17 protein-coding genes, 1 tRNA gene and 1 pseudogene are annotated in these 25,913 nt (G+C 56.7%); 9 read left to right on the top strand and 10 right to left on the bottom strand.

Annotation, left to right across the window (positions count from 1 at the left end; translation table 11 throughout):
• Positions 1–52 precede the first annotated feature (52 nt).
• Together thrB and HMPREF3044_RS05185 are read right to left on the bottom strand one after the other, a co-directional pair.
• Positions 53–979 carry a homoserine kinase gene (thrB, locus tag HMPREF3044_RS05190; protein WP_070739712.1) on the bottom strand — a complete coding sequence of 309 codons (927 nt, stop codon included), beginning with the start codon at positions 977–979 and terminating at the stop codon, positions 53–55.
• 2 nt (positions 980–981) lie between these two features.
• Positions 982–2,325 (bottom strand): homoserine dehydrogenase, encoded by a 1,344-nt coding sequence (locus HMPREF3044_RS05185; RefSeq protein ID WP_070739709.1) that lies wholly within the window; start codon positions 2,323–2,325, stop codon positions 982–984.
• 388 nt (positions 2,326–2,713) lie between these two features.
• Between HMPREF3044_RS05185 and HMPREF3044_RS05180 the strand changes: the two genes are divergently transcribed.
• From HMPREF3044_RS05180 to HMPREF3044_RS05170, 3 genes are all read left to right on the top strand, one after another.
• On the top strand, positions 2,714–3,229 hold the full coding sequence (locus tag HMPREF3044_RS05180; protein WP_070739706.1) for a hypothetical protein: 516 nt from the start codon (positions 2,714–2,716) through the stop codon (positions 3,227–3,229).
• A gap of 459 nt (positions 3,230–3,688) precedes the next feature.
• Positions 3,689–3,979, top strand: a complete 291-nt coding sequence (locus HMPREF3044_RS05175) for a hypothetical protein (protein ID WP_246820889.1) — start codon at positions 3,689–3,691, stop codon at positions 3,977–3,979.
• Positions 3,980–4,004: 25 nt separating this feature from the next.
• On the top strand, positions 4,005–4,307 hold the full coding sequence (locus HMPREF3044_RS05170) for a hypothetical protein (RefSeq protein WP_070739703.1): 303 nt from the start codon (positions 4,005–4,007) through the stop codon (positions 4,305–4,307).
• Between the two features lie 299 nt (positions 4,308–4,606).
• On the opposite strand, the gene lysA is transcribed toward HMPREF3044_RS05170, so the two are convergent.
• From lysA to HMPREF3044_RS05155, 3 genes are all read right to left on the bottom strand, one after another.
• On the bottom strand, positions 4,607–5,980 hold the full coding sequence (gene lysA, locus HMPREF3044_RS05165) for a diaminopimelate decarboxylase (protein ID WP_070739757.1): 1,374 nt from the start codon (positions 5,978–5,980) through the stop codon (positions 4,607–4,609).
• Positions 5,981–6,001: 21 nt separating this feature from the next.
• Positions 6,002–7,651 carry an arginine--tRNA ligase gene (gene argS / locus HMPREF3044_RS05160; RefSeq protein ID WP_070739700.1) on the bottom strand — a complete coding sequence of 550 codons (1,650 nt, stop codon included), beginning with the start codon at positions 7,649–7,651 and terminating at the stop codon, positions 6,002–6,004.
• A 408-nt stretch (positions 7,652–8,059) separates the two neighbouring features.
• On the bottom strand, positions 8,060–9,739 hold the full coding sequence (locus HMPREF3044_RS05155) for an L-lactate permease (protein WP_005392053.1): 1,680 nt from the start codon (positions 9,737–9,739) through the stop codon (positions 8,060–8,062).
• 480 nt (positions 9,740–10,219) lie between these two features.
• On the opposite strand from HMPREF3044_RS05155, the gene HMPREF3044_RS05150 reads away from it, so the two are divergent.
• From HMPREF3044_RS05150 to HMPREF3044_RS05130, 5 genes are all read left to right on the top strand, one after another.
• Positions 10,220–11,005: a (Fe-S)-binding protein gene (locus HMPREF3044_RS05150; protein WP_070739697.1), complete on the top strand. Its 786-nt coding sequence runs from the start codon at positions 10,220–10,222 to the stop codon at positions 11,003–11,005.
• Positions 11,002–12,525 carry a LutB/LldF family L-lactate oxidation iron-sulfur protein gene (locus tag HMPREF3044_RS05145; protein ID WP_070739695.1) on the top strand — a complete coding sequence of 508 codons (1,524 nt, stop codon included), beginning with the start codon at positions 11,002–11,004 and terminating at the stop codon, positions 12,523–12,525. The genes HMPREF3044_RS05150 and HMPREF3044_RS05145 overlap by 4 nt, the downstream gene beginning before the upstream one ends.
• Positions 12,525–13,184: a LutC/YkgG family protein gene (locus HMPREF3044_RS05140; RefSeq protein WP_070739692.1), complete on the top strand. Its 660-nt coding sequence runs from the start codon at positions 12,525–12,527 to the stop codon at positions 13,182–13,184. The genes HMPREF3044_RS05145 and HMPREF3044_RS05140 overlap by 1 nt, the downstream gene beginning before the upstream one ends.
• 492 nt (positions 13,185–13,676) lie before the next feature.
• Positions 13,677–15,248: an alpha/beta fold hydrolase gene (locus tag HMPREF3044_RS05135; RefSeq protein ID WP_246820887.1), complete on the top strand. Its 1,572-nt coding sequence runs from the start codon at positions 13,677–13,679 to the stop codon at positions 15,246–15,248.
• Between the two features lie 142 nt (positions 15,249–15,390).
• Positions 15,391–15,463, top strand: a tRNA-Arg gene (locus HMPREF3044_RS05130).
• Between the two features lie 277 nt (positions 15,464–15,740).
• On the opposite strand, the gene HMPREF3044_RS05125 is transcribed toward HMPREF3044_RS05130, so the two are convergent.
• The gene (locus tag HMPREF3044_RS05125; protein WP_204086098.1) at positions 15,741–16,247 is read right to left on the bottom strand and encodes a MarR family winged helix-turn-helix transcriptional regulator; all 507 of its coding nucleotides are present in this window, start codon (positions 16,245–16,247) and stop codon (positions 15,741–15,743) included.
• A 198-nt stretch (positions 16,248–16,445) separates the two neighbouring features.
• Here HMPREF3044_RS05125 and HMPREF3044_RS05120 point away from each other — a divergent pair.
• A pseudogene (locus HMPREF3044_RS05120) lies at positions 16,446–16,978 on the top strand (YceI family protein).
• 186 nt (positions 16,979–17,164) lie between these two features.
• Here HMPREF3044_RS05120 and HMPREF3044_RS13350 read toward each other — a convergent pair.
• The 4 genes from HMPREF3044_RS13350 to HMPREF3044_RS05100 all read right to left on the bottom strand — a co-directional run bounded on the left by HMPREF3044_RS13350 (position 17,165) and on the right by HMPREF3044_RS05100 (position 25,710).
• Positions 17,165–19,858 (bottom strand): AAA family ATPase, encoded by a 2,694-nt coding sequence (locus HMPREF3044_RS13350; protein ID WP_070739686.1) that lies wholly within the window; start codon positions 19,856–19,858, stop codon positions 17,165–17,167.
• Positions 19,859–19,862: 4 nt separating this feature from the next.
• Complete coding sequence (locus HMPREF3044_RS05110; RefSeq protein ID WP_070739683.1) at positions 19,863–21,077, bottom strand: metallophosphoesterase family protein; 1,215 nt, start codon at positions 21,075–21,077, stop codon at positions 19,863–19,865.
• Positions 21,078–21,728: 651 nt separating this feature from the next.
• On the bottom strand, positions 21,729–22,607 hold the full coding sequence (locus HMPREF3044_RS05105; protein WP_231286160.1) for an SWIM zinc finger family protein: 879 nt from the start codon (positions 22,605–22,607) through the stop codon (positions 21,729–21,731).
• The gene (locus tag HMPREF3044_RS05100; RefSeq protein ID WP_005392024.1) at positions 22,591–25,710 is read right to left on the bottom strand and encodes a DEAD/DEAH box helicase; all 3,120 of its coding nucleotides are present in this window, start codon (positions 25,708–25,710) and stop codon (positions 22,591–22,593) included. The genes HMPREF3044_RS05105 and HMPREF3044_RS05100 overlap by 17 nt, the downstream gene beginning before the upstream one ends.
• Positions 25,711–25,913 lie beyond the last annotated feature (203 nt).

Raw genomic sequence — 25,913 nt, 5'->3', positions numbered from 1 at the left:
CACTGCCCTACTAGCAGTGGCACGATCACTGCCACTCGGTACGGGTATGTTCTTAGACCGTGGTGGTAACTTCCACGGGTCCTGCTACACGAAGGTCCTCCACTCGCAATCCGTCCTCACGGGCAGCGACAATAATGGACTCTGCGATCGGTTCGGTGTGGAGCACCATGACGGTGGGACCTGCACCCGAAAGGTACGCAGCGTACCCACGGTTACGTAGACGGTTAACCCATTCGGCTGTTACTGGAAGCACGTCTGCCCGGTACGGCTGGTGAAGCCTGTCACGGGTAGCTTCCCACAGGTACTCGGGGTGGCTTTGCAGCGCCACGGTAAGCAGAGCCGCGCGAGACACATTGAACCGTGCATCTTGATGGGTGACATCGCTAGGCAATACTTTCCGCACAGCATCTGTTGACGCATGGAAGCTCGGGATGAACGCCGTTGCCTCAATAGATTCGTGAGCATGAATGCCAACAGCATGGAACTGTGGCAGCGTCTGCCCGTCAACGGGGACATCAGTCCAGCTCACTACTGCATCACCAAGCACAGAGGCCGATGCGTTGTCAGGATGTCCTTCGAAGGCGCTCGAAAGCTGAACCACCTGATCCGGGGTGAGGGACATACCTACAAGACCATTTGCTGCAGAGACACCTGCCACTGCAGCAGCTGCGGAAGAACCCAATCCACGCGCCTGCGGGATCGTGTTGTAGCACGTCACTTTCAGTCCAGGTGCCGTGGCATCGGCTGCCTTCAACCCGGCTCGAATGGCCCGCACAACAAGGTGTGAACCATCACGAGGCAGAGTATCGGCCCCCTCACCGTGAATCTCGATCTCGAGACCCGACTCTACGACTTCTACATCTACATCGTCGTACATGGTCAGGGCAATGCCCAGGGTATCGAACCCCGGGCCGAGGTTTGCTGACGAGGCAGGAACACGGACGTGCACCTTCGTCCCCTGCGGAATTTCTACTGCCACAATTACTCCTCCAGGCGGATAACGGATTCAATACCACGCACGGCTTCAAGCTTCTTCAGCTCATCGACGACCTCCTCGAGGTCCTGTTCACGCGCGGTGTGTGTGACCAGAATCAGGCGAGCGTGGTCGTCGCCCTGGTGCTGACGCACCGTACGAAGCGAGATGCCATGTTTAGTGAAGATCTTAGCGATATCGGCGAGTACACCAATCCGATCCTCCACCTCCATGTCAACGTGGTAACGGGTGGACACGTCACCAAAGTCTGCGATCGGCAGGTTGGCGTAGGTGGACTGGCCAGGTGCACGGCCACCGTGAACCTTGTTGCGGGCAGCACCAACAATGTCTCCGAGAACGGCAGAAGCGGTGGGCGACCCGCCTGCTCCGTTTCCGTAGAACATCAGGCGACCGGCTGCCTCAGCTTCAACGAAGATTGCGTTGAACGACTTGCTCACGCTAGCCAGCGGGTGGCTGCGCGGCACAAGTGTGGGGTGAACACGTGCGGAAACCACTTCTTTTCCTTCCTGGTTGGTAAACCGCTCGCAGATAGCGAGCAGCTTGATTACATAACCTGCAGCCTGCGCTGCCTTGATGTCATCGGGGCTGATATTGGTGATGCCCTCACGGTGCACATCCTTGGCGTACACCGGGGTGTGGAATGCGATTGATGCCAAGATGGCGGCTTTACTAGCCGCATCAAATCCCTCGACATCTGCGGTCGGATCCGCTTCGGCATACCCGAGTCGGGTTGCCTCGGCGAGCATCTCGTCGTAATCGGCACCGGTGGAATCCATTCCGTCAAGAATGAAGTTCGTCGTGCCGTTAACAATGCCCATTACCGACTTGATGCGGTCGCCTGCAAGCGAGCGGCGAAGGGGGCCAACGACAGGAATTGCCGCGGCAACAGCCGCCTCGTGGTAGAGATCAACGTTTGACTCGTCAGATGCATCTCCCAGTTCCTGGTAATGCGCGGCGATGAGAGCCTTATTAGCGGTGACGACGGACTTCCCAGCTTTGAGCGCGGCGAGGACTAACTCGCGAGGGTAGTCGATCCCTCCGATCACCTCGACAACAATATCTACGTCGTCACGTTGAATGAGGCTGTATGCATCATCAGTGAGCAGCTCAGCCGGAACGGTCTCCCTGTGTTTCTCTACGTTGCGCACGGCGACGCCTTTGACCTCAAGGGGGCCGCCAATGCGATGTTCGAGCTCGTCCGCGTATTCGTCCATCAAACGCAACACCTGAGCTCCGACAGTGCCGTGTCCCAAAAGGGCGATACCCACCGGGGATCCCTCCCCCTTACCTGAGTTGTACTGAGGTGAAGCAGAGCAGACGTTAGCAGTCATGCTGATCTCAACTTTCTAGTGATGTGGTTAAGCCGTTCCACCCAACTATAGACCAAGCGGTCTAAATTTGCGACCGTTATTTTCCTTCAGTTCATCCCCGCTGCGTATAGCGCTTAAAGGTAGAAGACGATGAGCGAGAGGAATCAAATTCCGCACGGTAGCGAAAATTTCAGGAGATCACCCCCACCGAACCCCACCGAAAGATGAATACCCCACCGAAAAGTTCTAAAAATTCGCGCAACTCTGAGAGTTGGCTGTAAGCTATGACGGTACGCTTGCCACGCAACAGCCACCACATTCAGGTGGTTTGAACTGTTTTTATACAGCTCATCTTATGTGTGCTAGTTTTCAACCTTGTTTATTCCAACAGTCTTCCAAAGGAGTTCACATGACCCGCAAAGTAGCTAACACCCTCGTCGCCGGCGCAACCGCCTTCGCCGTCGCCTTTTCCACCGTCCCTGCAGCTTCAGCTGCCGATCCTTTCGGCGGACTTGGTGGCCTCATCGGCAACTCCCTTCCTAAGCCGAAGAACGAAAAGATTGACCAGATCGGAACCCTCCTCAGCTCCGAAGGCAAGGATCCGGTGGAGAACTCCGATCGCCCGATCGAAGGACAGCTGCTCGACATCCTCAGCTCTGAGTCCGAAGCCGACAAGGTAGCAAACGAGGCCAAGAAGAAGGAGCAGGACGAGAAGCTGAAAGGCGCATCCTCCTCCGAGAAGATCGCCTACGGACTCGTCGGCGGTAAGGGCTTCTCCAACACCACTGACGATGCCGCAAAGTCGATCTCCATTCTTCTCGACGCAGGTCTAGCCATCGGCATTGTTGGCATCATCCTCGTCGTTCTCAATTCCGCAGCCTCCCTGGTCACCATTGGCCAGGCACTCCCCGGTTTCGGCCGTTAAGATAGCCTGACACCCGGAACCCGTCCTTTATAGCGGCGAGCTACCGATACGGGCTTAATTCATCAACAAAATGCTCCGGCGACGCATTGCCGGAGCATTTTTATGTACCCACTTTCAGGCCAATACCAGCCGATAATGGCACACAGACCCCCACAGCCCACGGTCACCCGGTGCCGTCGATAGTTTTTGATTCCTTACTTACCCCTCCGCAGATCTGCAGCACACGACTGAATTCGCCGAAATACCCCCAAAAGTGCCGCCTAAATCACACCTGAAGTATATGTGACATATCTCACGTCATACGTTATTTACATATTCCCGCAGGCAGCACCATTTCCCTTAATCTTTTCTTAACTATCCTTGCTATTTCCCTGTGTGGTAGCTGTTTTTGCACTGCCAATAACTGTTTGATTTCGTAGACTTTAAGCTGAAACCAACCATCAATTGAAAGGAACTTTCATGAGCCTGAAACGATCAGCAATTGCTTCAGCCATGAGCGCTGCACTGGTTCTGAGTGCCGTTCCCGCTACTGCAGATGAAATCATTGTGGCGGACACCTCCAACCGCCAGGCCACGGGTTCCCAAACAGGTACCGCCGTCGCCGACAGCACCCTTAGGGTGATCTACTCTGGTGTGTCCCTGTTTGTTGGCGCTTTGAGCGCGGGTGGCTTCTGGGGAATTATCTACAACGCCCTTGTAAGCCGTGGCATCATCCCTGGTCAGATCGAGCCAAACCTTCCGGTTCTGTAACGGCTCTTAAGAAAGGAATAAACTCATGCGCTCTATACTTTCCCGCAGTTTCCTTGCAGCCGCTACGGCGTGCGCGGTCGCAGTGTCAGGTACCACGGTCGTTTTCGCAGATGAGGCTGCTCCCGCTCCAGAAACCGCAGTTCGCCAGACTGCCGATGGTTCCGCCGCAGCGACAGTCTACGAAGCCGTAGGTTGGACACTGACCGCGATCGGCATTGCAGGATGGATTGCTGAAATCGCCTACGCCTATAACTTCCTCGTTCGCCACGGGACGATTCAGGGCAATCTCATCCCGAACGTGCCGTCTGCATCCTCTGACTTTATGTAGGATCGTCACCTGTTCTTGTACGTCTGCTCAGCGTGGCTACTCCCTCGCTCGTGGGTACTATCCAACGAACAGGTGGCAAACGGAAACGGTCGGTTTCACCACCCTGTGGGTGGGAAACCGACCGTTTATTGTTGTTGGAGAACGAGGATTCCCACCAAAAAGCTAGCCTGGAGTGTTATGCTCCAGTAGTTGTTGGACACAGAGTCCCGAGACTTTTTGGATACGGTAGGCAGCGCACGCCTTCACGCATCAGGCAAGCATGCACATGTCAGCGCAAGCCAGCACGTGTTGGCTGATCGCTAGAGCTGGTTTTCGAGCACATCCTCGATCGTCTCGCGCTTCACCATGAGTCGTGCTTTGCCATCTTTGACGGAAACAACGGCCGGGCGCAGCATCATGTTGTAGCGGGAACTCATGGCGTAACAGTACGCACCCGTGGCTGCAGTGGCGACCAAATCGCCGGTGGCGACGTCATCCGGGTACGCCTCGTTTGTGATCAGGATGTCTCCGGACTCGCAATGCGATCCCACAACACGAGTGGGAATTGGAGCGCCAGAAGCGCTCCTGTTCACCAGGCGCAAGTCATACTCCGCCTGGTAGAGAGCAGGCCGGAGGTTATCACTCATGCCGCCATCCACGGCAACATAGCGGCGCGTCTGTGTATCCGTCACGTGAACATCCTTCACCTGGCCGACTTCGTATACCGTTACCGTCGTAGGACCGGCGATAGAGCGACCGGGCTCCACCATGATGCGCGGGACATTGAGATTGAGTTTCTCGCAGCGACGCTGTACACGGGCGATGAGATCTTCGGCAACGTCCTCCACACGCAGCGGGCGCGAGTGAGCAGTGTAAGCGATGCCGAAACCACCACCGAGGTCAAGCGTGGTGAGAGTAACTCTCCGCTCGTCATGAAGCTTCACAAACAGCGTCAGCACACGCTCTGCAGCCTGGGAGAAACCCTCGGCATCGAAGACCTGGCTACCCACGTGACAGTGCAGGCCGACAAGGTCGAGATGGGCTGCGTCCAGGGCCTTTTCACACGCTGCGTAGGCGGAACCGGAGGCCAAAGAAAAGCCGAATTTCTGATCCTCGTGAGCCGTGGCGATCATCTCATGCGTATGTGCCTCGATGCCGGGCTTCACACGCACCATGACGTTCTGTGTCACACCGGCGAGTGCGGCGCGGTCATTGAGCAGCCCGATTTCGCCTGGAGCGTCAAGGACAACCGTTCCCACACCCGAGCTGACAATCTTGTCCATGTAGGCCACGGTCTTGTTGTTTCCGTGCGCGGTGATTCTCTCGGCTGGAAATCCCGCAGCCAGCGCCACTTGAAGCTCGCCGAGGCTAGCGACATCGAGGTGGAGACCCTCATCATTGACCCACCGAGCGATTGCTTTGGTGAGAAAGGCTTTAGCGGCATAGTGCACATTCTCCGCACCAAAAGCTGCAGCCATCGCCTGACACCGGGAACGGAAATCATCTTCATCCACGACAAATAGCGGCGTTCCGTACTCGCGGGCGAGATCCGGCAGCCCCACACCGGCGATACTCACCGCGCCGTCATCTTCACGGCGTGCATTCTTTGGCCACACGTGTGAGGGAAGATCGTTGAATTCTTCGAGGGACCGTGGTGCCGGCTGCTGAAATCCGCGATCGTAGGTCTCAGGAATGAGACGGGAATCAACCACGCGCTACATCCTCTCCGGAGCAGTAACGCCAACGAGGCCAAGAGCATTGGCCAGCGTCTGGCGGGTCGCCATCGCAAGCGCAAAGCGAGCAACGTGGATGGGCTCAACCTCTTCGTCCTGCCCAGGAAGGACATGGCAGGTGTCGTAGAATCTGTGGAACGTTGCCGCCAGCTGCTCGGCGTAGCGAGCGATACGGTGTGGCTCACGCAGCTCTGCCGCCGACGCCACGACGGACGGGAACTCCCCCAGCGTACGAATGAGGTCACCCTCGCGCTCGTGAGTCAACAGAGACAGGTCGGCGGAGTCCGTATCGGTCACACCATTGCCGATCCCCTCGGCCTTGCGGGCAAGCGAGCACAGGCGGGCGTGTCCGTACTGGACGTAGTACACCGGGTTATCCGAGGACTGGGCTGCCCACAGATCTAGGTCGATGTCGAGAGTGGAATCCACGCTCGAGCGGATAAGTGAGTATCGTGCGGCGTCGATACCGATAGCCTCCACAAGGTCATCGAGAGTAATCACGGTGCCTGCACGCTTACTCATCTTCACGGCCTTGCCGTCGCGCAGGAGGTTCACCATCTGGCCAATCATGACCTCGACTCGATCAGCGTCGTAGCCAAGCGCTGCCGCTGCGGCCTTCAAGCGAGCGATGTAGCCGTGGTGATCGGCACCCAGCATGTAGATAGCCAGGTCGTGGCCACGGTCGAACTTGTTGGCCACATAGGCGATATCACCGGCGATGTAGGCAGCGTTGCCGTCCGACTTGATCACGACGCGGTCCTTATCATCGCCGTAGTCTGTAGACTTCAACCACCAGGCACCGTCGGCTTCGTACAGCTCGCCGCTGCTCTTTAGCTTTTCGACGGCCTTCTCTACCGCACCAGACTCAAACAGGGAGTTCTCGTGGAAAAACACGTCGAAGTGGGTGCCGAACTCGGCCAGCGACTTCTTAATGTGGTCGAACATCATCTCCACGCCGTGGGCGCGGAAGGTTTCCTGTACCTCTTCATCTGAGCCCTCAAGGGCCGTTGGCACCTCTTTTACCACGGCTGCAGCGATGTCCTTGATGTAATCTCCGCCGTAACCGTCCTCAGGGGTCGGTTCGCCCTTAGCGGCCGCGACGAGGGACCGGGCAAAGCGGTCAATCTGCCCACCGTGATCGTTGAAGTAGTACTCGCGAGTCACCTCTGCACCAGAAAATTCCAGCACACGCCCGAGGCTATCGCCCACGGCAGCCCAACGGGTGCCACCGAGGTGAATCGGTCCCGTGGGGTTCGCGGAAACGAACTCGAGGTTGATCTTGGTTCCGGAAAGGACGTCGGAAAAGCCGAACTTTTCGCCGAGTTCCAGTACCCGGGCGACGATCTCACCCTGTGCGGCCGAGTTGAGCCGGAGGTTGATAAAGCCCGGACCGGCGATCTCGGCGGACTCAATCGCAGGGTCCTCCGACAGAGCGTCGGCAAGCTTCTGCCCCAGTTCGCGCGGATTCATACCAGCCTTCTTTGCCACCTGGAGTGCCAGGTTAGTGGCATAATCACCGTGTTCGGGGTTACGGGGACGCTCGACGGTCACCTCCTCGGGCAACACACTCGGATCCGGGAGGATTGATTCTGCGGTTTTCTTTACCAAAGTAGCAAGATCAGCTGGTGTCATGGAGAGTGATCTTACCGCGTAGCTGGCGGTATGACGATTCGGGTGCCCGCCGCCCAGACGGACTCCTGCTCTACCACCGAAACCACATGAAACACGACAAAATCACCTGGCCCAACTTCAGGACTCATCATCTGGGCCACAGACCGCCGTTATTCGACCTCACAGCGTGCACCGACCCGCGCTGCCGAAGGAGTGAGCGGCAATAATTTAGCAACAAGAACAAGGCAACAAAAAACGAGGCAACATGAACGAGGCAACAAGAACGAGAAGAACAAGGGAATAAGAACGAGGCAGGAAGAACGGAGTAGGAAGGCCGAAGGAAGAAGAGCGGTGCAAGAAGAACGGGGCAACAAAAAGTGCCCCGCAACAAGCGGGGCACAGGTAACTCGGGGCACAGGTAGTTGACGTTTATGCCAGCGAGAAGAGGAACACGACGATGCAGATGTAGGCGAGGAGACCCATCGAATACGGGAACACCTTGCGCATGATCTTGGATTCGCCGTTTTCCATGTGCACTGCCGTGGAAGCGATGGTGAGCGTCTGCGGGGAGAACATCTTGCCGATGACTGCACCACCGGAGTTCGCTGCAGTGAGGAGGACCGGGTTCGCGCCGATCTCACCCGCGGCCGTGGCCTGCATCTTGGCAAACAGCGCGTTAGAGCTCGTCGCAGAGCCGGTAACTGCGGTACCGACCCAGCCGAGGATCGGGGAAATAAGCGGGAAGACTGTACCTGCTGTTGCCAGCGCAGCACCGATGGCCGCCGTCTGACCGGAGTAGTTCATGACGTACGCAAGACCCATGACGGAAGCGATGGTCAGCGCGCTGAAGCGCATCTTGTACGCACCCTTGCCCAGGTCGCCGAAGCCTTGGCCAAAGCTCATCGGGAATGCCTTTGACGCGTAGGCCGAGTAGACGGCAACGGTAATCAGCCCAGAGATAAACAGCAGCGTGCCAGGGTTGGACAGCCAGTTGAAGTTGTAGAGGGTGCCCGTAACTTCAGAACCATCCGGGTTCAAGAGGTGTCCACCGATGACCGGCCACTGGAACTTCACGTCGGTGGAGGCCAAGGCCTTGGGGATGTTGATGCCGAGCGTCCACAGCTTGGCGATAGCGAAGACAACAACCACGAGCAGGTACGGGAACAGTGCGAGGAACGTGCGCTTGCCGTCCATCTCGTTGGCACGAGAGGTATCGACCTGTGAGGCCTGATCCTCCGGCGTTGTGGGTTTCCACACGCGCAGGAAGCCGATGCCGATTGCCAGGGAAAGGAGGCAGGCGACGACGTCGGTGAGCTCGTAGGAGAAGAAGTTACTTGCCAGGTACTGACCACCGCCGAAGCTCACGCCGAGGACGAGCGCCATCGGCCAGACCTGCTTGAAGCCCCGTACACCGTCCATGACGAAGGTGAGAATGAAGGGAACAATGATCGCGATCATCGCCATGAGGAGACCCGTCATGCCGGCGACCTCACGCTGATCCAGGCCGGTCAAAAGCGCAGCCGTGGTAACCGGAATTGCCATTGCACCGAAGGCGACAGGGGCGGTGTTGGCAACGAGGGTGGTGATGATCGCCTTCATCGGCTTCATGCCGAGGGACAAAAGCATCGCCGCCACGATGGCAACCGGAGCACCGAATCCGGCGAGAGCCTCGAGAAGACCACCGAAGGAGAAACCAATGAGCATGGCCTGCACACGCATATCCCCACGACCAATCTTGGAGAAAATCAACCGGAGATCCTCGAAGCGATTCGATGACACGGTGAGGTCATACAACCACACGGCCATCCAGATGATGAACACCACCGGGAAGAGACCGAAGGCGACTCCCTGTCCCAACGAGGCGATGGAGTAGGACACCGGCATACCAAAGACGAAGATGGCTAGAACCAGCGAGACGACGACGGCACCAATCGCCGAGGTATGGGCTTTCCATTTCAGCGTCATGAGGAAAATAAAGAAGGCAACCAGCGGCAGTGTTCCGACCAGCGCGGTGAGCCACGTGTTGTTCGCCACGGCCAGTGTATCGGCCTGGAAGGTCTGCGCCAGGTGGGCGACAGAGTCCCCCGCTGCGAAGAGGGTGTGTTGCATTTCACGCTCCTTGTTAAAAGTTTCAACGGGTGTACATGATCAATGGCGTCCAACCTGGTTGGCAGCACCGGATGACGCAAATTTAGGGGGTAAGAGCAAACATCAGACGTTTCGATAGCGCGATGTTTTTCCGACTTTTCCTTACCTCCTATTAAACATCACACCAATGTAACGTGAAAGTTTTCGAGCCTAAAATGAGAGATTTTTCACATTTTGGTCTGACGAATAGAAAATTGGACTGACCTCAGACGCTATGAATACAGCCAGCCACCAGCAGTAAACCGAATTACGCAACGCTTTAGTTTCCTAATTCCCGCTGGTGAGGCGGTATATTGAGATGATTTTTTGCCCAGTTTCACACTAGAATCGGATGTGACATTCACTGCACTCCGGATGTCTGACGTACCGTCGACGATTCGCCTACACAGGGAGATGAGCGCCCGGAGTAGCGGTTTCGCTAGCAAGAGTAAGGAGCTGCAATTGCGCGTCGCTCTATTTAATACCTGCATCGGGGATGCAATGTTCCCCGATGTGTTGAAAGCTACGGCGGTCATCCTCTCGCGCCTCGGCTACGAGGTAGTTGTCCCTGAGGAACAGACCTGCTGCGGCCAAATGCATTACAACACCGGTTACCGCAAAGAAGTCGTCCCCATGGTGGAGAACTATGTGGATGCCTTCAGCGACCCATCCATTGATTACGTCGTCGCCCCCAGTGGTTCCTGCATCCACTCGGTGCGTTCTCAGCACCCGCAGGTTGCTCAGAAGTACGGCACCGCCGCATTGCGCGACGGCGTAAGCAAGGTCACCAAAAAGAGTCTGGATCTCAGCGAGTTCCTCATCGACGTAGCACAGACGGACAACGTGGGTGCATTCTTCCCCCACCGCGTCACCTACCACCCCAGCTGCCACGGCAAGCGCATGCTTGGCCTCGGCGAGCGCCCACTGCAGCTCCTGCGCAACGTGGAGGCAATCGACCTCGTCGAGCTCCCCAATGCTGAGGAGTGCTGCGGTTTCGGCGGAACCTTCTCACTGAAGGCCCCGGAGATTTCCGCAGCAATGGTCAATGACAAGACCCGCCACATCCGCGAGACCGGTGCCGAATACGTCACCGGCGGTGATCAAAGCTGCTTGTGGAACATCGGTGGCACGCTATCCCGCCAGCACGCCGGTATCCGCGCCGTCCATATGGCCGAGATCCTCGCTTCCACCAAGGAGCACCCATGGACCCCGACCTCCGCTGTGTACGACAAGGAGAAAATGCTGTGACAACCTTCCTTGGCAAACCCAAGATGCCCCCGTTCGCACCAGATAAGAACGGTGCGCTGCGTGGCGATCATAACTTCCTCGAAAACGCGCATGAAGACCTGTACAAGGTTACCCAGCGCCGCAACCTGCACAACGCCACAACGACGATCCGTAATAAGCGCCAGCGCGTTGTAGACGAGCTCGATGACTGGCAGCTTCTTCGCGATGCCGGCTCCGCAACGAAACGCGATGTGGGAACCCGCATGGCTGAGCTGCTGGAGCAGTTCGAGGCCTCCGTTACCGCCAACGGCGGACACGTACACTGGGCCCGCAACGCGGAAGAAGCCAACGAGATCATTACCGGCCTGGTCAAAGACACCGGCGCCAAGAAGGTAGTGAAGATCAAGTCCATGGCCACCATGGAAATCGGCATGAACGATGCCCTGAAGAAGGCCGGAATTGCCGCCCGCGAAACTGACCTCGCAGAGCTCATCGTCCAGCTCGGACACGACAAGCCTTCGCACATCGTGGTGCCCGCCATTCACCGCAACCGCGCGGAGATTCGCGACATCTTCGTCCGAGAGATGCCGACCACTGATGAGACGCTGTCTTCCGACCCGCCGGAGCTTGCAGAGGCGAGCCGTCTCTTCCTGCGTAAGCAGTTCATGGAGGCAGAGGTTGCCATTTCTGGCGCTAACTTCGGTATCGCCGAGACCGGCCACGTCACGATCGTTGAGTCCGAGGGCAACGGCCGTATGTGCCTCACCCTGCCGAAGACCCTCATCTCAGTGATGGGCATTGAGAAGATTCTCCCCACTTTCCAGGACCTCGAGGTATTCCTGCAGCTCCTGCCCCGTAGCTCCACGGGTGAGCGCATGAACCCCTACACGTCGCTGTGGACGGGTGTAACCGAAGGCGACGGCCCGGAGAACTTCCACATCGTCCTCGTCGACAACGGCCGCACCGCCGTTTTGTCTAATGAGACTGGCCGCGAGGCACTCAAGTGCATCCGCTGCTCTGCCTGCCTCAACGTGTGCCCGGTGTACGAACGCATTGGTGGCCACGCCTACGGTTCCATCTACCCGGGCCCCATCGGCGCCATTTTGTCCCCACAGCTGACGGGCATCAAGGATCACAACGATCCGAACGCATTCCTCCCCTACGCGTCTAGCCTGTGCGGACGCTGCAACGAGGTCTGCCCCGTCCGCATCCCGATTGTGGAGACGCTCCTTGACCTTCGTAATAAGAAGGTAGAAAAGGACGCACCGCCGATCGAAAACGCTCTCATGCAGATGATGAAGCTGGTGTGGGGCAAGCCACAGCTGTGGAACGCGGTCACGGGAGTTGTCTCCTTCGGACGCATCCTCGGTGGCTTCGACGGCAAGATCAAGCACCTACCGAGCTTCCTGTCCGGTTGGACGGACATGCGCGACAGCGCAGTTCCGCCGAAGAAGTCGTTCCGCGAATGGTTCGACACCGAGGAAGCCCAGGAACTGCTCCGCTCTGAGCGTGAGCACGGCTCAAAGGAGGAGTCCAAGTAATGCAACGCCATCTTGATGCCGCCAAGAACCAAGAGGCAAAGAAGGAAATTCTGAGCCGCATCCACAACGCGAACAAGCTCGCGGGCAAGGCCGAAGAGGCCTACCCCATTCCCCGTGAGTACCACCGCACGTGGGACAAGCCAGCTGAGGAACTGCGCGAGATTCTCATCGGTCGCCTGGACGATTACAAGGCAATCGTCCACGAGGTCAGCGAAGCTGATCTTGCCTCTGAGATTTGCTCCGTGCTGAATGAGCGCGGTGCAAAGGATGTCCGCTACGCACCGGGCCTGGATGCTTCTCTCTTTGAGAAGTTCGACGGCTCTGCTACCCCGGACAGCAAGGACACGGATCCGCGCCTCCTCAACGAGGTCGATGCCGTCATCACCGATTCCAAGGTGTCTGCTGCCCAGACAGGCACCATCTGCCTCGAATCCGGTGACCTGTGTGGCCGTCGCGCGCTGACACTTGTTCCCGACGTTCACCTGTGCATTGTGCGCCCCGACTCGGTTGTGTACTCGGTGCCGGAGATGATCGATCGCCTCGATCACCGCACCCCGATCACCATGGTGTCCGGCCCGTCGGCCACCAGTGACATCGAGCTCTCCCGCGTGGAGGGTGTGCACGGCCCACGTACCCTCATCGTGTTCGTGGTGAAATAGGTTCTCGCACTCTTGCTCCAAGCCCCCGCTTAATGAAGCGGGGGCTTTTGGGTGCCCGGTGGCGCACCCCGCCTGACGTCCACCTCCCTTTCACTCCGTCATCGTGTACCCGCATGCTTGTCTTCTCGGCGCATCAGCACACGTGCCCATACAGCTTCATAGGCACTCAGCTACTCGGAACGTGCCACTCTAACCACAGGTACACCCCGCGAAACTCCTCTCCAACTCCCTTGGTGGCGTTTCACCATATTCAATTACTGCCCTCGTCCTTGCTAGCTCTTGCGAATTGCAGAAGCTCAGTCCTAAGAGCATCCCTAGTTCTGTCCGTAGCGCTCCCACCGGGAGCATCTCTTCGCCCCTTTCCCGTGTGTCGGAGACGTCCACACTCTCCTCTTCACCCTTTGGTTGCCTGCAGGCAGCCGAACACTGTCACATGGGTACGCCAGTACAATGGATAAACAGAACCCCCTAACCGACATGAAAGGAATACCTGTGCTCCGTAAACTGGTAGCAACTCTCGCCAGCGCCTCTGCAGCGCTCGCACTCACAGTTTCCGCCTTTCCTATCGCCTCAGCTTCCCCTGTATCGTGGGAAAACTGCCCGGAGTCTGTGATACGCGAAGATGCAACATGCGGACGCACCGATGCTCCACTGCAACGGGAGAATCCAGACGGACCCCGGATCTCAGTGGGCTTCATTAAGCTCCCCGCAACCGGAGCCAAGAAAGGAACTATCTTCTATAACCCTGGTGGTCCAGGCGGGTCTAACTACGCCACACTCGGCGGCAAAGTCTTCACATTCCCCAACGAATTACGCGAACACTATGACATCATCGGCGTGGAACCTCGCGGTTTAGAGGGATCAACGCCGGTCGAGTGTGACTTGCAGGCTGCAGCAGCTGCGCCTATTACCGACCAGCTCAGCTCCAGTGGCGCCATCTCAAGAAACATCTGCAACCCGGACTATGCAACGTCTCTTACCACGGACAACAACGCGTCTGATTGGGAAGCCGTACGGTCAGCCTTGGGTGTCTACCGAATTGATATCATTGGCCTGAGCTACGGCACGGTTCTGGGAAGCCGCTATGCCACGCTGTACCCCGAGCACACGGGGAAGGTCGTCCTTGACTCTGGTTTGCCACCGGAAAAGTTCTGGGGCGATATCCTCCTTGCCCAGTCACCCCGCTACCTCAGCAATCTGAACGCTTTCTTTAGCTGGGTTGCCGAAAATGACGAGATGTATCACCTCGGCGATACACCACTCAAGGTGTACAACGCCTGGTCCAAGAAGGTGTTTAACGAGTCCGGTACCACTCCAACTGTAACTCCACCTCCTGCACAGCCAGGAGATATGGATCCGGCGTGGATCCCGGTGAATAACACGGTCGCACCGCATAAAGCCGTCGCTGACAACTTCTTCAACCAACTGGTAAATGGTGGAAATCAGTCCCAATCGCCAACTCTTGGGCTGTCCCGCATCCTTATGCCCGAGTCGTGGGCATGGCCGTATCTGGCATCCATGATCGGCGGATTCACTCCCACGCCCTCGATGACAGAACTCCAAGGCACCGAAAAAGCCAAGGAGCTTGCTGTTCAGTCACAGCTGGTGCAGGGCTTGATGATCTGCAATGAAAACATGTCGCCCACAGATCCGACCCGCATCCCAGCGTTCCTCTGGAACAGCTTTGTCAACGGGGACATTTTCTGGCTCGCCGCGAATTCCGTTGCATCGGGTATGAGCTGCAATGGGGCAGCCCCCGTAGTCTCCAAAATCCCCATCGACGGCTCGAAGCTGAAGGAACGTCCTCTCCAGATCCAGGGTACAAATGACCCTCAGACACCGTTTGATGTGTACGGACCTCTGGCGCAGCGTATGAATGGTCAGGTAGTTACCGTTGACGGATACAACCACGGCTGGCTCGGATTCAACCACCCGGATGTGGACAAGGTCGTTGTGGATTACTTTGCCACGGGTAAGCCGTCCACGGATCACATCACTGTGGGGTTGCCTACTCCGCTCATCGCTCAGGATTCCTTGGAGTCTTTGCGCGCCCAAGAGCGCTAACAGCCGCCTCATCTCCTCCCCGGGCGGAGGCGCGAAAGGATAACCGTTTGCCTCTCGTCCGCTGGAGAATACGGCTTTTTCCCCCCGTCATTGCGCGAGGATTTTGTTGGCTCCATGGTGGCGACTACAATTTCAAGACGTTGCCCTCGTAGCTCAGGGGATAGAGCGTCGGTTTCCGGTACCGAAGGTCGCACGTTCGATTCGTGTCGGGGGCACAAAAAAATGCACCGCTTTTACGCGGTGCATTTTTGTCTGCCGGCAGAATCACGCAGCGCTTCCCCCTCAATCCAGAACACTTATTTAGCTACGGAATTCCCGGCCTTTGGGTTCCCGACCTCTAATGATGCTGTGGAAAAGGCCCCGGTCGCTGGTGTCGAGACGATTGCACACAGGCATGCGCAGGGGACGTCAAGCATAGAAAGGCGGATCCCGCTCAGCTACTGGAGCGTGAGACCCGGCTATGATGAGGTTGAGGCTTACCCACTGCCTCAGCTATTCCGCGCAGTCTTTTTCCTCGCAGGTTTTCCCCCGCACGGGCGCGCCTGGTCGCGTGTAGGAATCGCGTACGCGGGTGAAGAATCGTGTCAGCACATCGATGTCCTGGTCATCAATATTGTCAAAGATGACCCGACGAACGCTTTCAACATGATCGGGAGCAGCAGCCTCTAGGCGCCGCATTCCATCTTCAGTGAGCTTGACCTCGACACCCCGCGCATCGCCTTCACACTTGCATTTCTCGACAAGCCCGCGACGTTCCATCCTCGTTACCTGGTGCGACGTGCGACTCCGATCCCATCGAAGCTGGCAGCACAAATCGCGGAGGCGCAGCATCCGATCCTCCGCTTCCGACAGCGCGACCAACACTGAGAACTCTGGTGCTGTGATCTGATGACCGGACTGGAGTGTTTCTTCTATGCAACGGTTCGCAGCACGTTCGGCGTCAAGAAGTAGACGCCACAAGTGCTGCTCGTCGTCTGTAAGCCAGCGGGGTTCAGTCATACCCCATACCTTAAGGTCACACCTCACGAAAGCAAAAATTCTACAAATCATTCACTTTTTATTGATATGTCCCTCTTTTTGTATAAACTTGGAACCACCGCACAGGGAGCCACCGAGAGCGGTACGAACTGCACGGCTCTCTATGCGATGCGAAAAACGTCAATACACCTCAAACACACCAACCGAAGGAGATAAACCATGTCCAATCTGAATGGCAACTACACCATTGACCCTGTTCACTCCACCGTCGGATTCACCGTTCGCCACGCAATGGTGACCAAGGTTCACGGCGTATTCAAGGACTTCGAGTCCAGCTTTACCGTCGCCGATGACACCGTTGAGGGGTCCGCCACTGTCCCCAAGCTGCCTCCATCGATACGGCAAACGAACAGCGCGATGAGCACGTCAAGAGCGCCGACTTCTTCGATGTGGACAATCACCCGGAGCTCACTTTCACGATCACTGGTGCTGAAGTCGGCGATGGCACCGAGGGCACTGTTTCCGGCGACATCACCATCAAGGGTGTAACCAAGCCGGTCACTTTCGATGTCGAGGTTCTCGGAATTCAGGAGGATCAGAACGGCGACACCCGCCTGGGTTTCGAAGCTTCTACCAAGCTCAACCGCAAGGACTTCGGCATTGATTTTCAAGCTCCGCTCAACGGCGGTGGCGTCCTCGTCGGAGAAAAGATTAACATCGTAATCGAGGGTTCTGCGCTCAAGAACGCCTAGCGGCATCATTCCTCGGAGCAGTCGTCATGACTGTTCAAAGGAAAAACACAAGGGGTGGCCTGCAATGCAGGCCACCCCCTTTCTGTCTGCGCAAAGCGTTTCCCACGATCACTTCGTCATCCTCTTCACAAGGACAAACAACGCCACCGTTCCCTGTTACCGGTTAGCGCACTTCCCTGTTACTGGTTAAAAGGTGATTTCGGGAGTACGCGCCGTGAGCTCATCGATCGACACGGTGCGAGCATTTCTGACCCCACTGAAGCGTGAGGGGAAACAGGTGAGGATGAAAATTTGGTGTCGGGATGAGATGCGGTTAATCAAGGCAGCCATATCATCCAAACGCTGTTGGTCCGAATGGCCAAGAAAATCATCGATAAAGATCGGTACTTGCTCACCATTGCGCGCAGCAACCTCGGCAAGTGCCAATCGGACGATGAGTGTCAGCTGTTCCCTCGCACCGCCAGAAAGCTGCTCAATACCAATCGCAACTCCGTCTTCAACCCGCTGAGCCAGTTTCATGTTCTCATCCAACGTGAAGTGCACATCAGGACCGAAAATGACGGTGGCTAGGTCGTTGATAGCCTTGGTAAGAGGCTCAGCATACGCATCGTAGGCTTGCTTTTTATGCTGCTCGAGCACGGCAAGCAGGCGGGCGTACACGGTGGCGCGGAAGGAAAGGCGTGCGCTCTTGTCTTCCGCGGCCTTTGCCTCCGCTTCCGCCTCATCGACCTCCTCTGCGAGTCCGCGGGCGCTTTCGACCTCGCTTGTCTTCGCTGCCAATTGGATTTCTGCCTGTTGGCAGCCCGACACGGCATTTTCCACCTTTGAGCGGGCGACGTCCAACCGACCGTCGATGAGCTCAGGTTGAGCGTCGGAAAGCTCAGCCTCCTTGACCCGAACGAACTGTTCGGCCTCGTAGGCTTCCGCAGCTACGGTCGCCGACGACTTTTCCAGATCCGCCAGCGACTGTGCCTCTTCTTCTGCGGCTACCTGCTGCGCAATCCGCTGGTATTCAGCTTCCGAGCGCTCCACCGACTTCTTGTGTACCGCATAATCAACCGGCGCCGTCGAATTTTGCAGGGTGGAAAGTGCAGCTTCTGCAATTTCCAACTGTCTGTCTGCTTCATCGGCTTCGTCGCGCAGCTCCTCAATGCTTTTCTCTGGGCTTGTTTCCCCTCTATCCGCCGCAGCTTTGGTGGTGTCATCAGCGCCACCAGCATCTGTGCCACCTGTGCTCATCGTGGACTCGTCTTCTTCACGCAACACGCGGGTGAGCCTGTCAAGTTCGGCTTGGCTCTGGTCTAAAGGAGAATCTCCGACGATTTCCTTCCTCTGCAGCTCCAGCTTCTCGATCTCACGCAGCGTCGCTTCATCGCGATCATGGATTGCGCGGGCTTCCTCGACAGTGGCACAGTTCACGGATTCCAAAAGCTCAGCGAGCTTCCCCTCCGCCTTCTCGACTGTTGCATTGAGACTGTCCGCCCCGCGTGCCGGTTGCACGCTCGCACGCAGCCCCCGGTAGCGAATAGTCCGCAAGGAGGCGACGGGAAGCGACGAATCTTCTGCGTCGAGGGTAACGTCCTCGTCATCAATGCGAAGCGATAAGGGCTCATCGGTCTCGTTATGTAAGGTCACCGTGGCGGCGGCTGCCTCGCGTGTCGCGCGGGCAACCTCTGCATCGGACTCAGCCTTCTCCAGGGCTCGAAGGTTCGCCGTGGTCACACTAACGGCAGCCAACGTCGCCTTCTTCTCGGCAATGGATTCACTGATTTCGCGAGCCTTTTCTACCACTCGCGCGAGACGATCCCGCTCCTCATGCAGATGATTCCTTTCGATAGCGCGCTCGGCAACGCGCACTGCGGCACGGGCTTTCTTCGCGCTTTCTTGAGCTCCGGTTTTTCTCTCCTGAGCAGCCGCAACCTTTTCTGCAATGCTCGCGGCTTTCTGCTCCAGATCGGTCAGGATCTCACTGTCCTGGACAAGTGTCTGCTTGCGTTCCTCGGCCTCGGCGATAGCTTTTCGACGCTGTTCACATGCGTTCTTCACGCTATCCGAGCGGTGACGCGCCTCCACCGCCACAGCAGTAGCATCACGGACTGCTTTTTCAAGCTCTGCGAGAGCCTCCTTTTTCTCCTCCCACCCTCGAACATCCTTCTTCAGCTTGGGAAGCGTCTCATGAAACTCGTCGATGGAACGGCGCAGGCGGGCAATCCCTTCAACGGTCTCGTCCATAGCGCGGGCTTTTCGCTTCAACTCCTCGCAGTGCGCCCGCGCGACATCGGCATTCTTTTCCGCATCCTTGACGAATTTTTTAGGCGAACCGGAGGGAGTGAGGTATTCTCTGGCTTCCTCCCACACCGAGGCAACAAGATCAGTCTCCCCTGAGGCAGGCTGTTCTGCGCCACTATCCAACGCCTTTTGAACAGAGGAAATCGCCAACGCATCCACCTGCGTATCAATTGTCCCCTGCTCGATAAACAGCTCGTGGGCGAGGTCTAGGTCAACGTTTTCCTGCAGCAGTTTCTGCAACTCGTCGTGGACATCAGTCCCTGTCGCAGTCGGGCGCAGAGTTCCCGGAAACGCAAGACTCGCCTTGGCACCGCCATTCAGCTTCTTCTTTACAATCGTGTCGATGCCATCAATGTTCATTCCCAGTTCAATACGAATGGACTCCCCCGCACCAGCTGTTGCGAGCGCCTTAATCCAGCCCTTAGTAGAGGTGTGCTTTTCTGTTAGCGCAATCTTTACTGCCTGCATGATGGATGACTTGCCTTTTTCGTTGTCCCCATGAATGATGGTGACACCGGTAGGGCTAATACCGTCCAGTTGAAACGAAGTCAGCGGACCCAGGTACTGCGCCGCAAGTGACGTTAAATACATGTTTTTACCTCGCGTTTGTCAGCCTGTACAGAATTTTCAATGCCTGAGCGTCAACACCATCGCCGAGGCGTGCGCCTTCACGAAGCTCATCAAAGGCTCCACGTGTGTATCCCTTCAGTTCCACCGCATCCATATCTTCAGCGGTCGGCTCAACTGCTAGGTCATGGAGTCGTTCACGTTCATATAGCGCAGCAAACTGTGGAGTCAAACGTTCCAGGGACGTAGCTAAATAGTCGTGATCCGCCAGCGATGCTGCCCCAATGAGGGCGTACTTGATGACGGTATGAGGCTTGTCGGGATAAGCCTCTAGCTCTTCGACAAAGCTTTCCACGTCTGCTGTTCCATCCACGTGACGGGTAATGGCTTCAAAAGTCCACGTTCCTATCGGGATTGTCTCTACTTCCACGTTGACGACCTCAGCCATAGAGCGATTCCCCGTGGCGTTCGTCGGGTCGTCGGGAACCTCGACGGTGATGAGCAGCACATTGCCCGAGTTGTTCTCCCCGCCTCCGCCAGGCACTTCCTTAAAGTCTGTGGGTTCCGGTGAACCGCTGAACCAGACTCGACCGCGACTGTCTAGCTGGGTCGTGGAGTGGGTATCGCCGAAGGCCACATAGTCCACAACGCGCCTCGATACGGCATCCTCTACAGCGTGCAGGTCAATGAGACCGACATCCTGCTCATTACTACGCGATTCCACCTGCCCATGGGCGAGTAACACGCGGGATAGACACGTACTGCTCTCACCACCCACCGGAATCAGCGCGGAGCATGCTTCGGCAACGAGATCTGTCGCCGCTGCCTTAGATTTCAACGGTGCCCCTACCACTTCGACCCCAGGAATGACTTCCACAGGATCGGCAGAGTCCAAAACAATGACGGCGGTGTTACCAATACTCTCTGACGTGGACAGACGGGCGAGAATTGAGTCCGGGGACGCAGGATCGTGATTTCCAGGAAGTAACAAGAGAGGCACCCCCAAACCGGCGAAAACGGCTTCAGCGCGCCTAAAGGTCATGTCCGACACCATATTTGAGTCGAAGTTGTCGCCGGCGGCAACGATAAAATCGCATCCTCGTTCTCGCGCCAACCTACCCATCTTTTCGATGACATCGATGCGTGCTTGTCCGTAGCGGGCCTGCCCCTCCTCCCCGAGGAACCAGCGTCGCATTCCCAGCTGCCAATCCGAGGTATGGATAAACGAATATTTCACTGCCATCTCCTTTCTCCAGTCTCGCAGTAGCACAGTGGCACAGTGGCACAGTCACACAGTCACACAGTGGCACAGTTCAGAAGCTTCCATCCCACGCCTGTTACTCATGCAATCCACGGGGATGGCACGGGGATGACACTGGTCGTGCACATACGTACACATAAAACACGTACATACAAATAGTAAAGTCCCAAGGCAACTGGGCTTCTGCAGCGTCCGGGTGAATCAGTTTCTGTCCTCCACTACAACTAGTGATCATTGTCTATGTTCAATCGCATTCGGATCTGTGCTTTCCACACTACGCACCGTGTACACGCGACTGCTCGACTTTTCGAACACAAACTGTTTATCTCCCACCCCCTTTACTCCCAGCTACACCACGAGAGATATCGGAAAAGTAAGCAGTGAACTAAATCAGATAAGAACGTGCCCTGGCCCGTCACATTGCGGAACCATACCCACCGCCTATGGGCATCACCGGCAACCCAATCCCTGGAAAACAACCCCCCAATCGGTGGGGATAACACGGGGTCGGCGCGTGCGCACCATACTCCATAGCAGCTTCTGTTCCCCACCAGCTAGAGGGAAATGAGGCAGAAGCAGAGTGCTCATCTGTACCGTCAGTACGGATCGCATTCCTATTCTCTCGGTAAAGACTTAATCCATATCCTTTGTAAGCACGTAGTAGAGATCTTCTAGGTCACTGACCGCCCGCATCTGATCGATGCTGGTATAGGAGATCGCTTTGAATGCCTCACGGAGGAATGTATCGTCACCATCACTGACAGCAGGAGCTTTCCGCGGACGTGGAAGATCTGGCAGTGCGCCACCTTCCCAAAAGGTCTCCGTCGACTCCACGGCTCTCCGCTCAGACAACGTGGCAACAGATGCGGAAACCGATTGTTCGAGCTCACGAACGTCCACTCCGCGGATGTCAAAAACCTTCTTCGGATCGTCATCGAGAATGAGCGCCAGCTGGTGCGCCACCGCGACGATGTGCTTGCAGACGCGGGCAGAATCAGGGCACGTGCATCGGTAGACAAATTCTGAGCTATCCCTGGCTGCAATGATGCCAAGAACCTCACCTTCTAAAACGCCCTCATGCAGCAGCGTGGGACGCGACGCCAAGATTTCAACAAGTCGCGCAATCTCGTCTGGGGAACGGCGAGGGAAAACTATCGCGACATCAAACGGCTCATTCTGGGAGCCCGCTACATACGCGTGGACAGCGCCTGTGTCCAAGCGAATATTCGGGAGAACGCGCCCCTGTTTGGAATAATCCATGCCGCGGACAAAACGGCCTGGTTCGGCGTTCGACTGAACTGCGTCCATAATGAACCGGGCGATCGGCTGGCTCAACTCGTTTTGCGGTGAAGCAGATTTCGCCTCCGCGTACTTATTGGCCAATGCGCGTGCTCGATCGAGAGCCCCATTCTTGCGGAAATTGGCGTAGATGACGTTATCCTGGGACCGTCGATTCCGCCTCGATCCTGGTCGATTTGCAGAGTAAGGCGGTTCACTAGAATCGTGTGACATCGTGGGCGGTCCTTTCTGCCTCAGAGCGATAGGCCATGAGCTGGCTGAGCTGTTGCGGATCGAGCTCTGTAATCCATCCTTCACCCGTTCCGACGACGGAACCAGCAAGTGCTGTCTTCTCTTCCAGCACCTTCTGGATTTTCTCCTCCAGGGTACCGGCGGCAACCATCTTGTACACGTGAACATCGCTCTCTTGGCCAATGCGATAGGCACGGTCGGTGGCTTGGTCCTCCACGGCGGGATTCCACCAGCGGTCCATATGCACAACTTCCGTTGCAGCGGTGAGGTTCAACCCCGTTCCGCCTGCCTTCAGGGAGAGAATGAAGATGGGTGGGCCACCCTCGCTCTGGAAGTCGGCAACCATCCGTGTTCTCATCTTCTGAGGCACTCCCCCATGTAAGAAAGGAATGTCAATCCCGGTTCGCTCAGCAAGGTAGTGCTGCAGCATCGTGCCGAACGCCGTGTATTGAGTGAAGATGAGAACTCGCCGTTCACGCAGTAGAGCTGCGTCGACGATCTCCATCAGTTTCTCTACCTTTCCGGACCTGTGCTTCCCGTGATGTGTCATTTCTGAACCATCGCCAAGGAAGTGAGCAGGGTGATTGCAGATCTGCTTAATACGCGTGAGTGATGCAAGAACGATTCCGCGGTACTGGATACCACCCATCTTCTGCTCTTGGAGCTTACGCTGCACATCGTCAACGTAGCTCTTGTACAACGCAGCCTGTTCCGGGGTCATCTTCACGGTGATCACCTGTTCACGTTTCTCCGGCAATTCGTCGATAACGGCGGTATCGGTCTTCAACCTACGCAAAATAAAAGGCTGGGTGAGTGCTTGGAAGCGCCGGGCGAGATCGGAATCCTTATCTCTTTCAATCGGTCGGGCGAAGTGGTTGCGGAAAAAAGTTGCAGATCCGAGGATGCCAGGATTACAAAAATCCAAGATAGCGCGCATCTCCGAAAGCCGGTTCTCCACCGGGGTACCTGTGAGAGCAATCCGCTGTCGTGGATGGATTGACCGCACTGCGCGATGAGTTGTCGTTGACGTGTTTTTGATCGCTTGCGCCTCATCAACGATGACGTGGTCCCACTCTAGCTTTTGCAATTCAAGGAAATCCCGCACCACCGTTCCATAGGATGTGACGAGGATATGCAGGTCCTGAACCTGACGGGCCAGCTCTTCCCCTTTCTTCCTCGAGGAACCGTGGTGGAGAGCCACCTTAAGGCTGGGAACGAATCGCTCAGCCTCCGCTTTCCAGTTACTGATCACACTCGTAGGAGCGACGACTAGCGTGGGCGGGCGCTGCAGATCCTGCTCACGCTCGTAGGCAATAAGACTCAGTACCTGAAGAGTCTTCCCCAGCCCCATGTCGTCGGCAAGCACCGCCCCGAGATTCCTCGAGGACATCCAGGCGAGCCAGGCCACGCCACGTTCCTGGTAGGGGCGCAACGTAGCGGTGACAGTTGGAGGGAGATCGACAGGCTCGGGTGCGACCTGGAAACCTGTACCAACGAGAGACGCAGTCCACGAGTTACCGGTGAACTGCAGATCCTTGTTGTTCGCCTCTTGGAGTGCAAGCGCACGAATTCTCTCGATGGAGCTTTCACCCTCAACGTTGTCTGCGGTGAGCAGATTCTCCAGTTCTTCCTCGGCCTTGTCACGCTCCTTCAACAGGCCTTCCAGCACCGAATTGTGACCGGAGGGGGTCACATTGTCGGGTTTTTTCGCCTCAACAATTTTCCAGTTGAGCTTTTCAATCTTGGCTTGCAAAGCGTCAATATCATGGCCGGCGAGTTCCGCCATATATTCACGTACTCGCCTCAGCGATGCGCCGTCCACGTGCACCCACGAGCCACGGATTTTTACAAGATCCGTGCTCGAATGGATGAGCTCCCGCATCTCCGCATCCGTGAGCTCAGTGTCTCCCACAGACAGATGCCAATCGTAGGCGACAATGTTATCTAGACCGAACTTCGCCGGGCCTGTCACGCGCGCCTCGTCCGAGCTCTGCGTACGAATCTTCGCCTTCACAGATGCACTCGTCCAGGCGCGTGGGAAAAGCACCTCGAACCCGGCCGCCTTAAGCTCGTCTACATCTTCATTGACAAAAGCGAGGATCTCTTCCGTTGTCAGCTGCAGGTCCCAATCGCCATCATCAAGAGTCCGGGCAGTCCCGCGACCGTGTGCAGTGGGGTCCAACAGCGAAGTGATGGCGGTTGCCTTCGAATGCAGTTCTTTTATTTTGCGCTTTGTCCCCTGATCGTATTGGCCGATGCGGACGGGTGAGAGAACTGCGGTCCCCTCCCTCACTTTCGTACGCACGATCCATGGACTGTCACTGAGAGAATCATCCGCCCCCTCTTCTACGAGGAACACCAGTGAGACCGCAGTGGAAGTGAGGGTATCCTTCCACTTATTCAGATTGGTAATGACGTGCGGGCTGAACCGTCCCAGGGGACTGCTTGTGAGAAGCGACTGCAAAAAAGGGTGGAGATCATACGGACGCGCTTTATCCACTTCGTCTGCCAAAGCCGCATTAGTGATCCAGTGGACCCAGTGGCGCGCCACAGTCTCGGCGGCGTTAGTTGGTGTGTTCAAGACGATGATTCCTGGTGCAGCAGCCTGCATGGCGGCAAGCCAGGTGCGTTCTTCGACAGACCTAGTCAGCTCCCATTCTGGCCACCATGCATCGTCTTGGAATGAACACCGAATAACAACGCGGCCTGCATCAACAAAGCGGCCAAGTCCCGCAACCATCGTGGCTAGCCACCACAGGTCAGGTGCCAGCGAATCCTTCTGATCCTTCGGGATGCCTCGGCTTGTCCCCGCCGAGTAGACCTCCTCCAGGAGGAGGATTGCTTCCTTCGGAGCGAGAGCTGCTGTGGGGATCCGCAAACTAACTTTGTTTTCTTTGGGGGTAAGAAGAACCGCGCTGTACAGTCTCGTAAAGGCGTGCCTGGAGACAAGGTTTTCAATCGCTGGCGGAAAAGTCTGGTCTGGAACCTCATCGGGCCTTACCACCTTGTGCCCAATCACCCGTTCAATCCATAGACGGAGCCCACCGGAAGGCTCGAAAAGTCCGTGCAATTTAAAGGCGACCATAGACTCCTTTTTACCAGGCGCGCATCTCACGTCCCGTATCGGTTTAGAACAAATGTACACCGAAGCCATAGTTGGGATTGCCCACATGTGATGCAAGCATTGAGAGCGCTGTTTATCGTGGCGGCTTCCTACGTGCCTGGTATTTGCCATACGTGATCGCTAGGGACCGCACGGTGACTACTCGTGTGCCTGGCTATAGGTCG

It is taken from the genome of Corynebacterium sp. HMSC073D01, assembly GCF_001815555.1.
Lineage (GTDB): Bacteria > Actinomycetota > Actinomycetes > Mycobacteriales > Mycobacteriaceae > Corynebacterium > Corynebacterium glucuronolyticum.
The sequence above is the reverse complement of the archived record's forward strand: the minus strand, read 5'-3'. Positions and strand labels throughout refer to the sequence as shown.

Coding starts and splice junctions, on each gene's coding strand:
- HMPREF3044_RS05100 (WP_005392024.1), bottom strand. CDS start 25,710: ATGGTCGCCTTTAAATTGCACGGACTTTTCGAGCCTTCCGGTGGGCTC.
- HMPREF3044_RS05125 (WP_204086098.1), bottom strand. CDS start 16,247: ATGACTGAACCCCGCTGGCTTACAGACGACGAGCAGCACTTGTGGCGT.
- HMPREF3044_RS05105 (WP_231286160.1), bottom strand. CDS start 22,607: ATGTCACACGATTCTAGTGAACCGCCTTACTCTGCAAATCGACCAGGA.
- HMPREF3044_RS05180 (WP_070739706.1), top strand. CDS start 2,714: ATGACCCGCAAAGTAGCTAACACCCTCGTCGCCGGCGCAACCGCCTTC.
- HMPREF3044_RS05140 (WP_070739692.1), top strand. CDS start 12,525: ATGCAACGCCATCTTGATGCCGCCAAGAACCAAGAGGCAAAGAAGGAA.
- HMPREF3044_RS13350 (WP_070739686.1), bottom strand. CDS start 19,858: ATGTATTTAACGTCACTTGCGGCGCAGTACCTGGGTCCGCTGACTTCG.
- HMPREF3044_RS05110 (WP_070739683.1), bottom strand. CDS start 21,077: ATGGCAGTGAAATATTCGTTTATCCATACCTCGGATTGGCAGCTGGGA.
- HMPREF3044_RS05170 (WP_070739703.1), top strand. CDS start 4,005: ATGCGCTCTATACTTTCCCGCAGTTTCCTTGCAGCCGCTACGGCGTGC.
- HMPREF3044_RS05185 (WP_070739709.1), bottom strand. CDS start 2,325: ATGACTGCTAACGTCTGCTCTGCTTCACCTCAGTACAACTCAGGTAAG.
- HMPREF3044_RS05175 (WP_246820889.1), top strand. CDS start 3,689: ATGAGCCTGAAACGATCAGCAATTGCTTCAGCCATGAGCGCTGCACTG.
- argS (WP_070739700.1), bottom strand. CDS start 7,651: ATGACACCAGCTGATCTTGCTACTTTGGTAAAGAAAACCGCAGAATCA.
- HMPREF3044_RS05155 (WP_005392053.1), bottom strand. CDS start 9,739: ATGCAACACACCCTCTTCGCAGCGGGGGACTCTGTCGCCCACCTGGCG.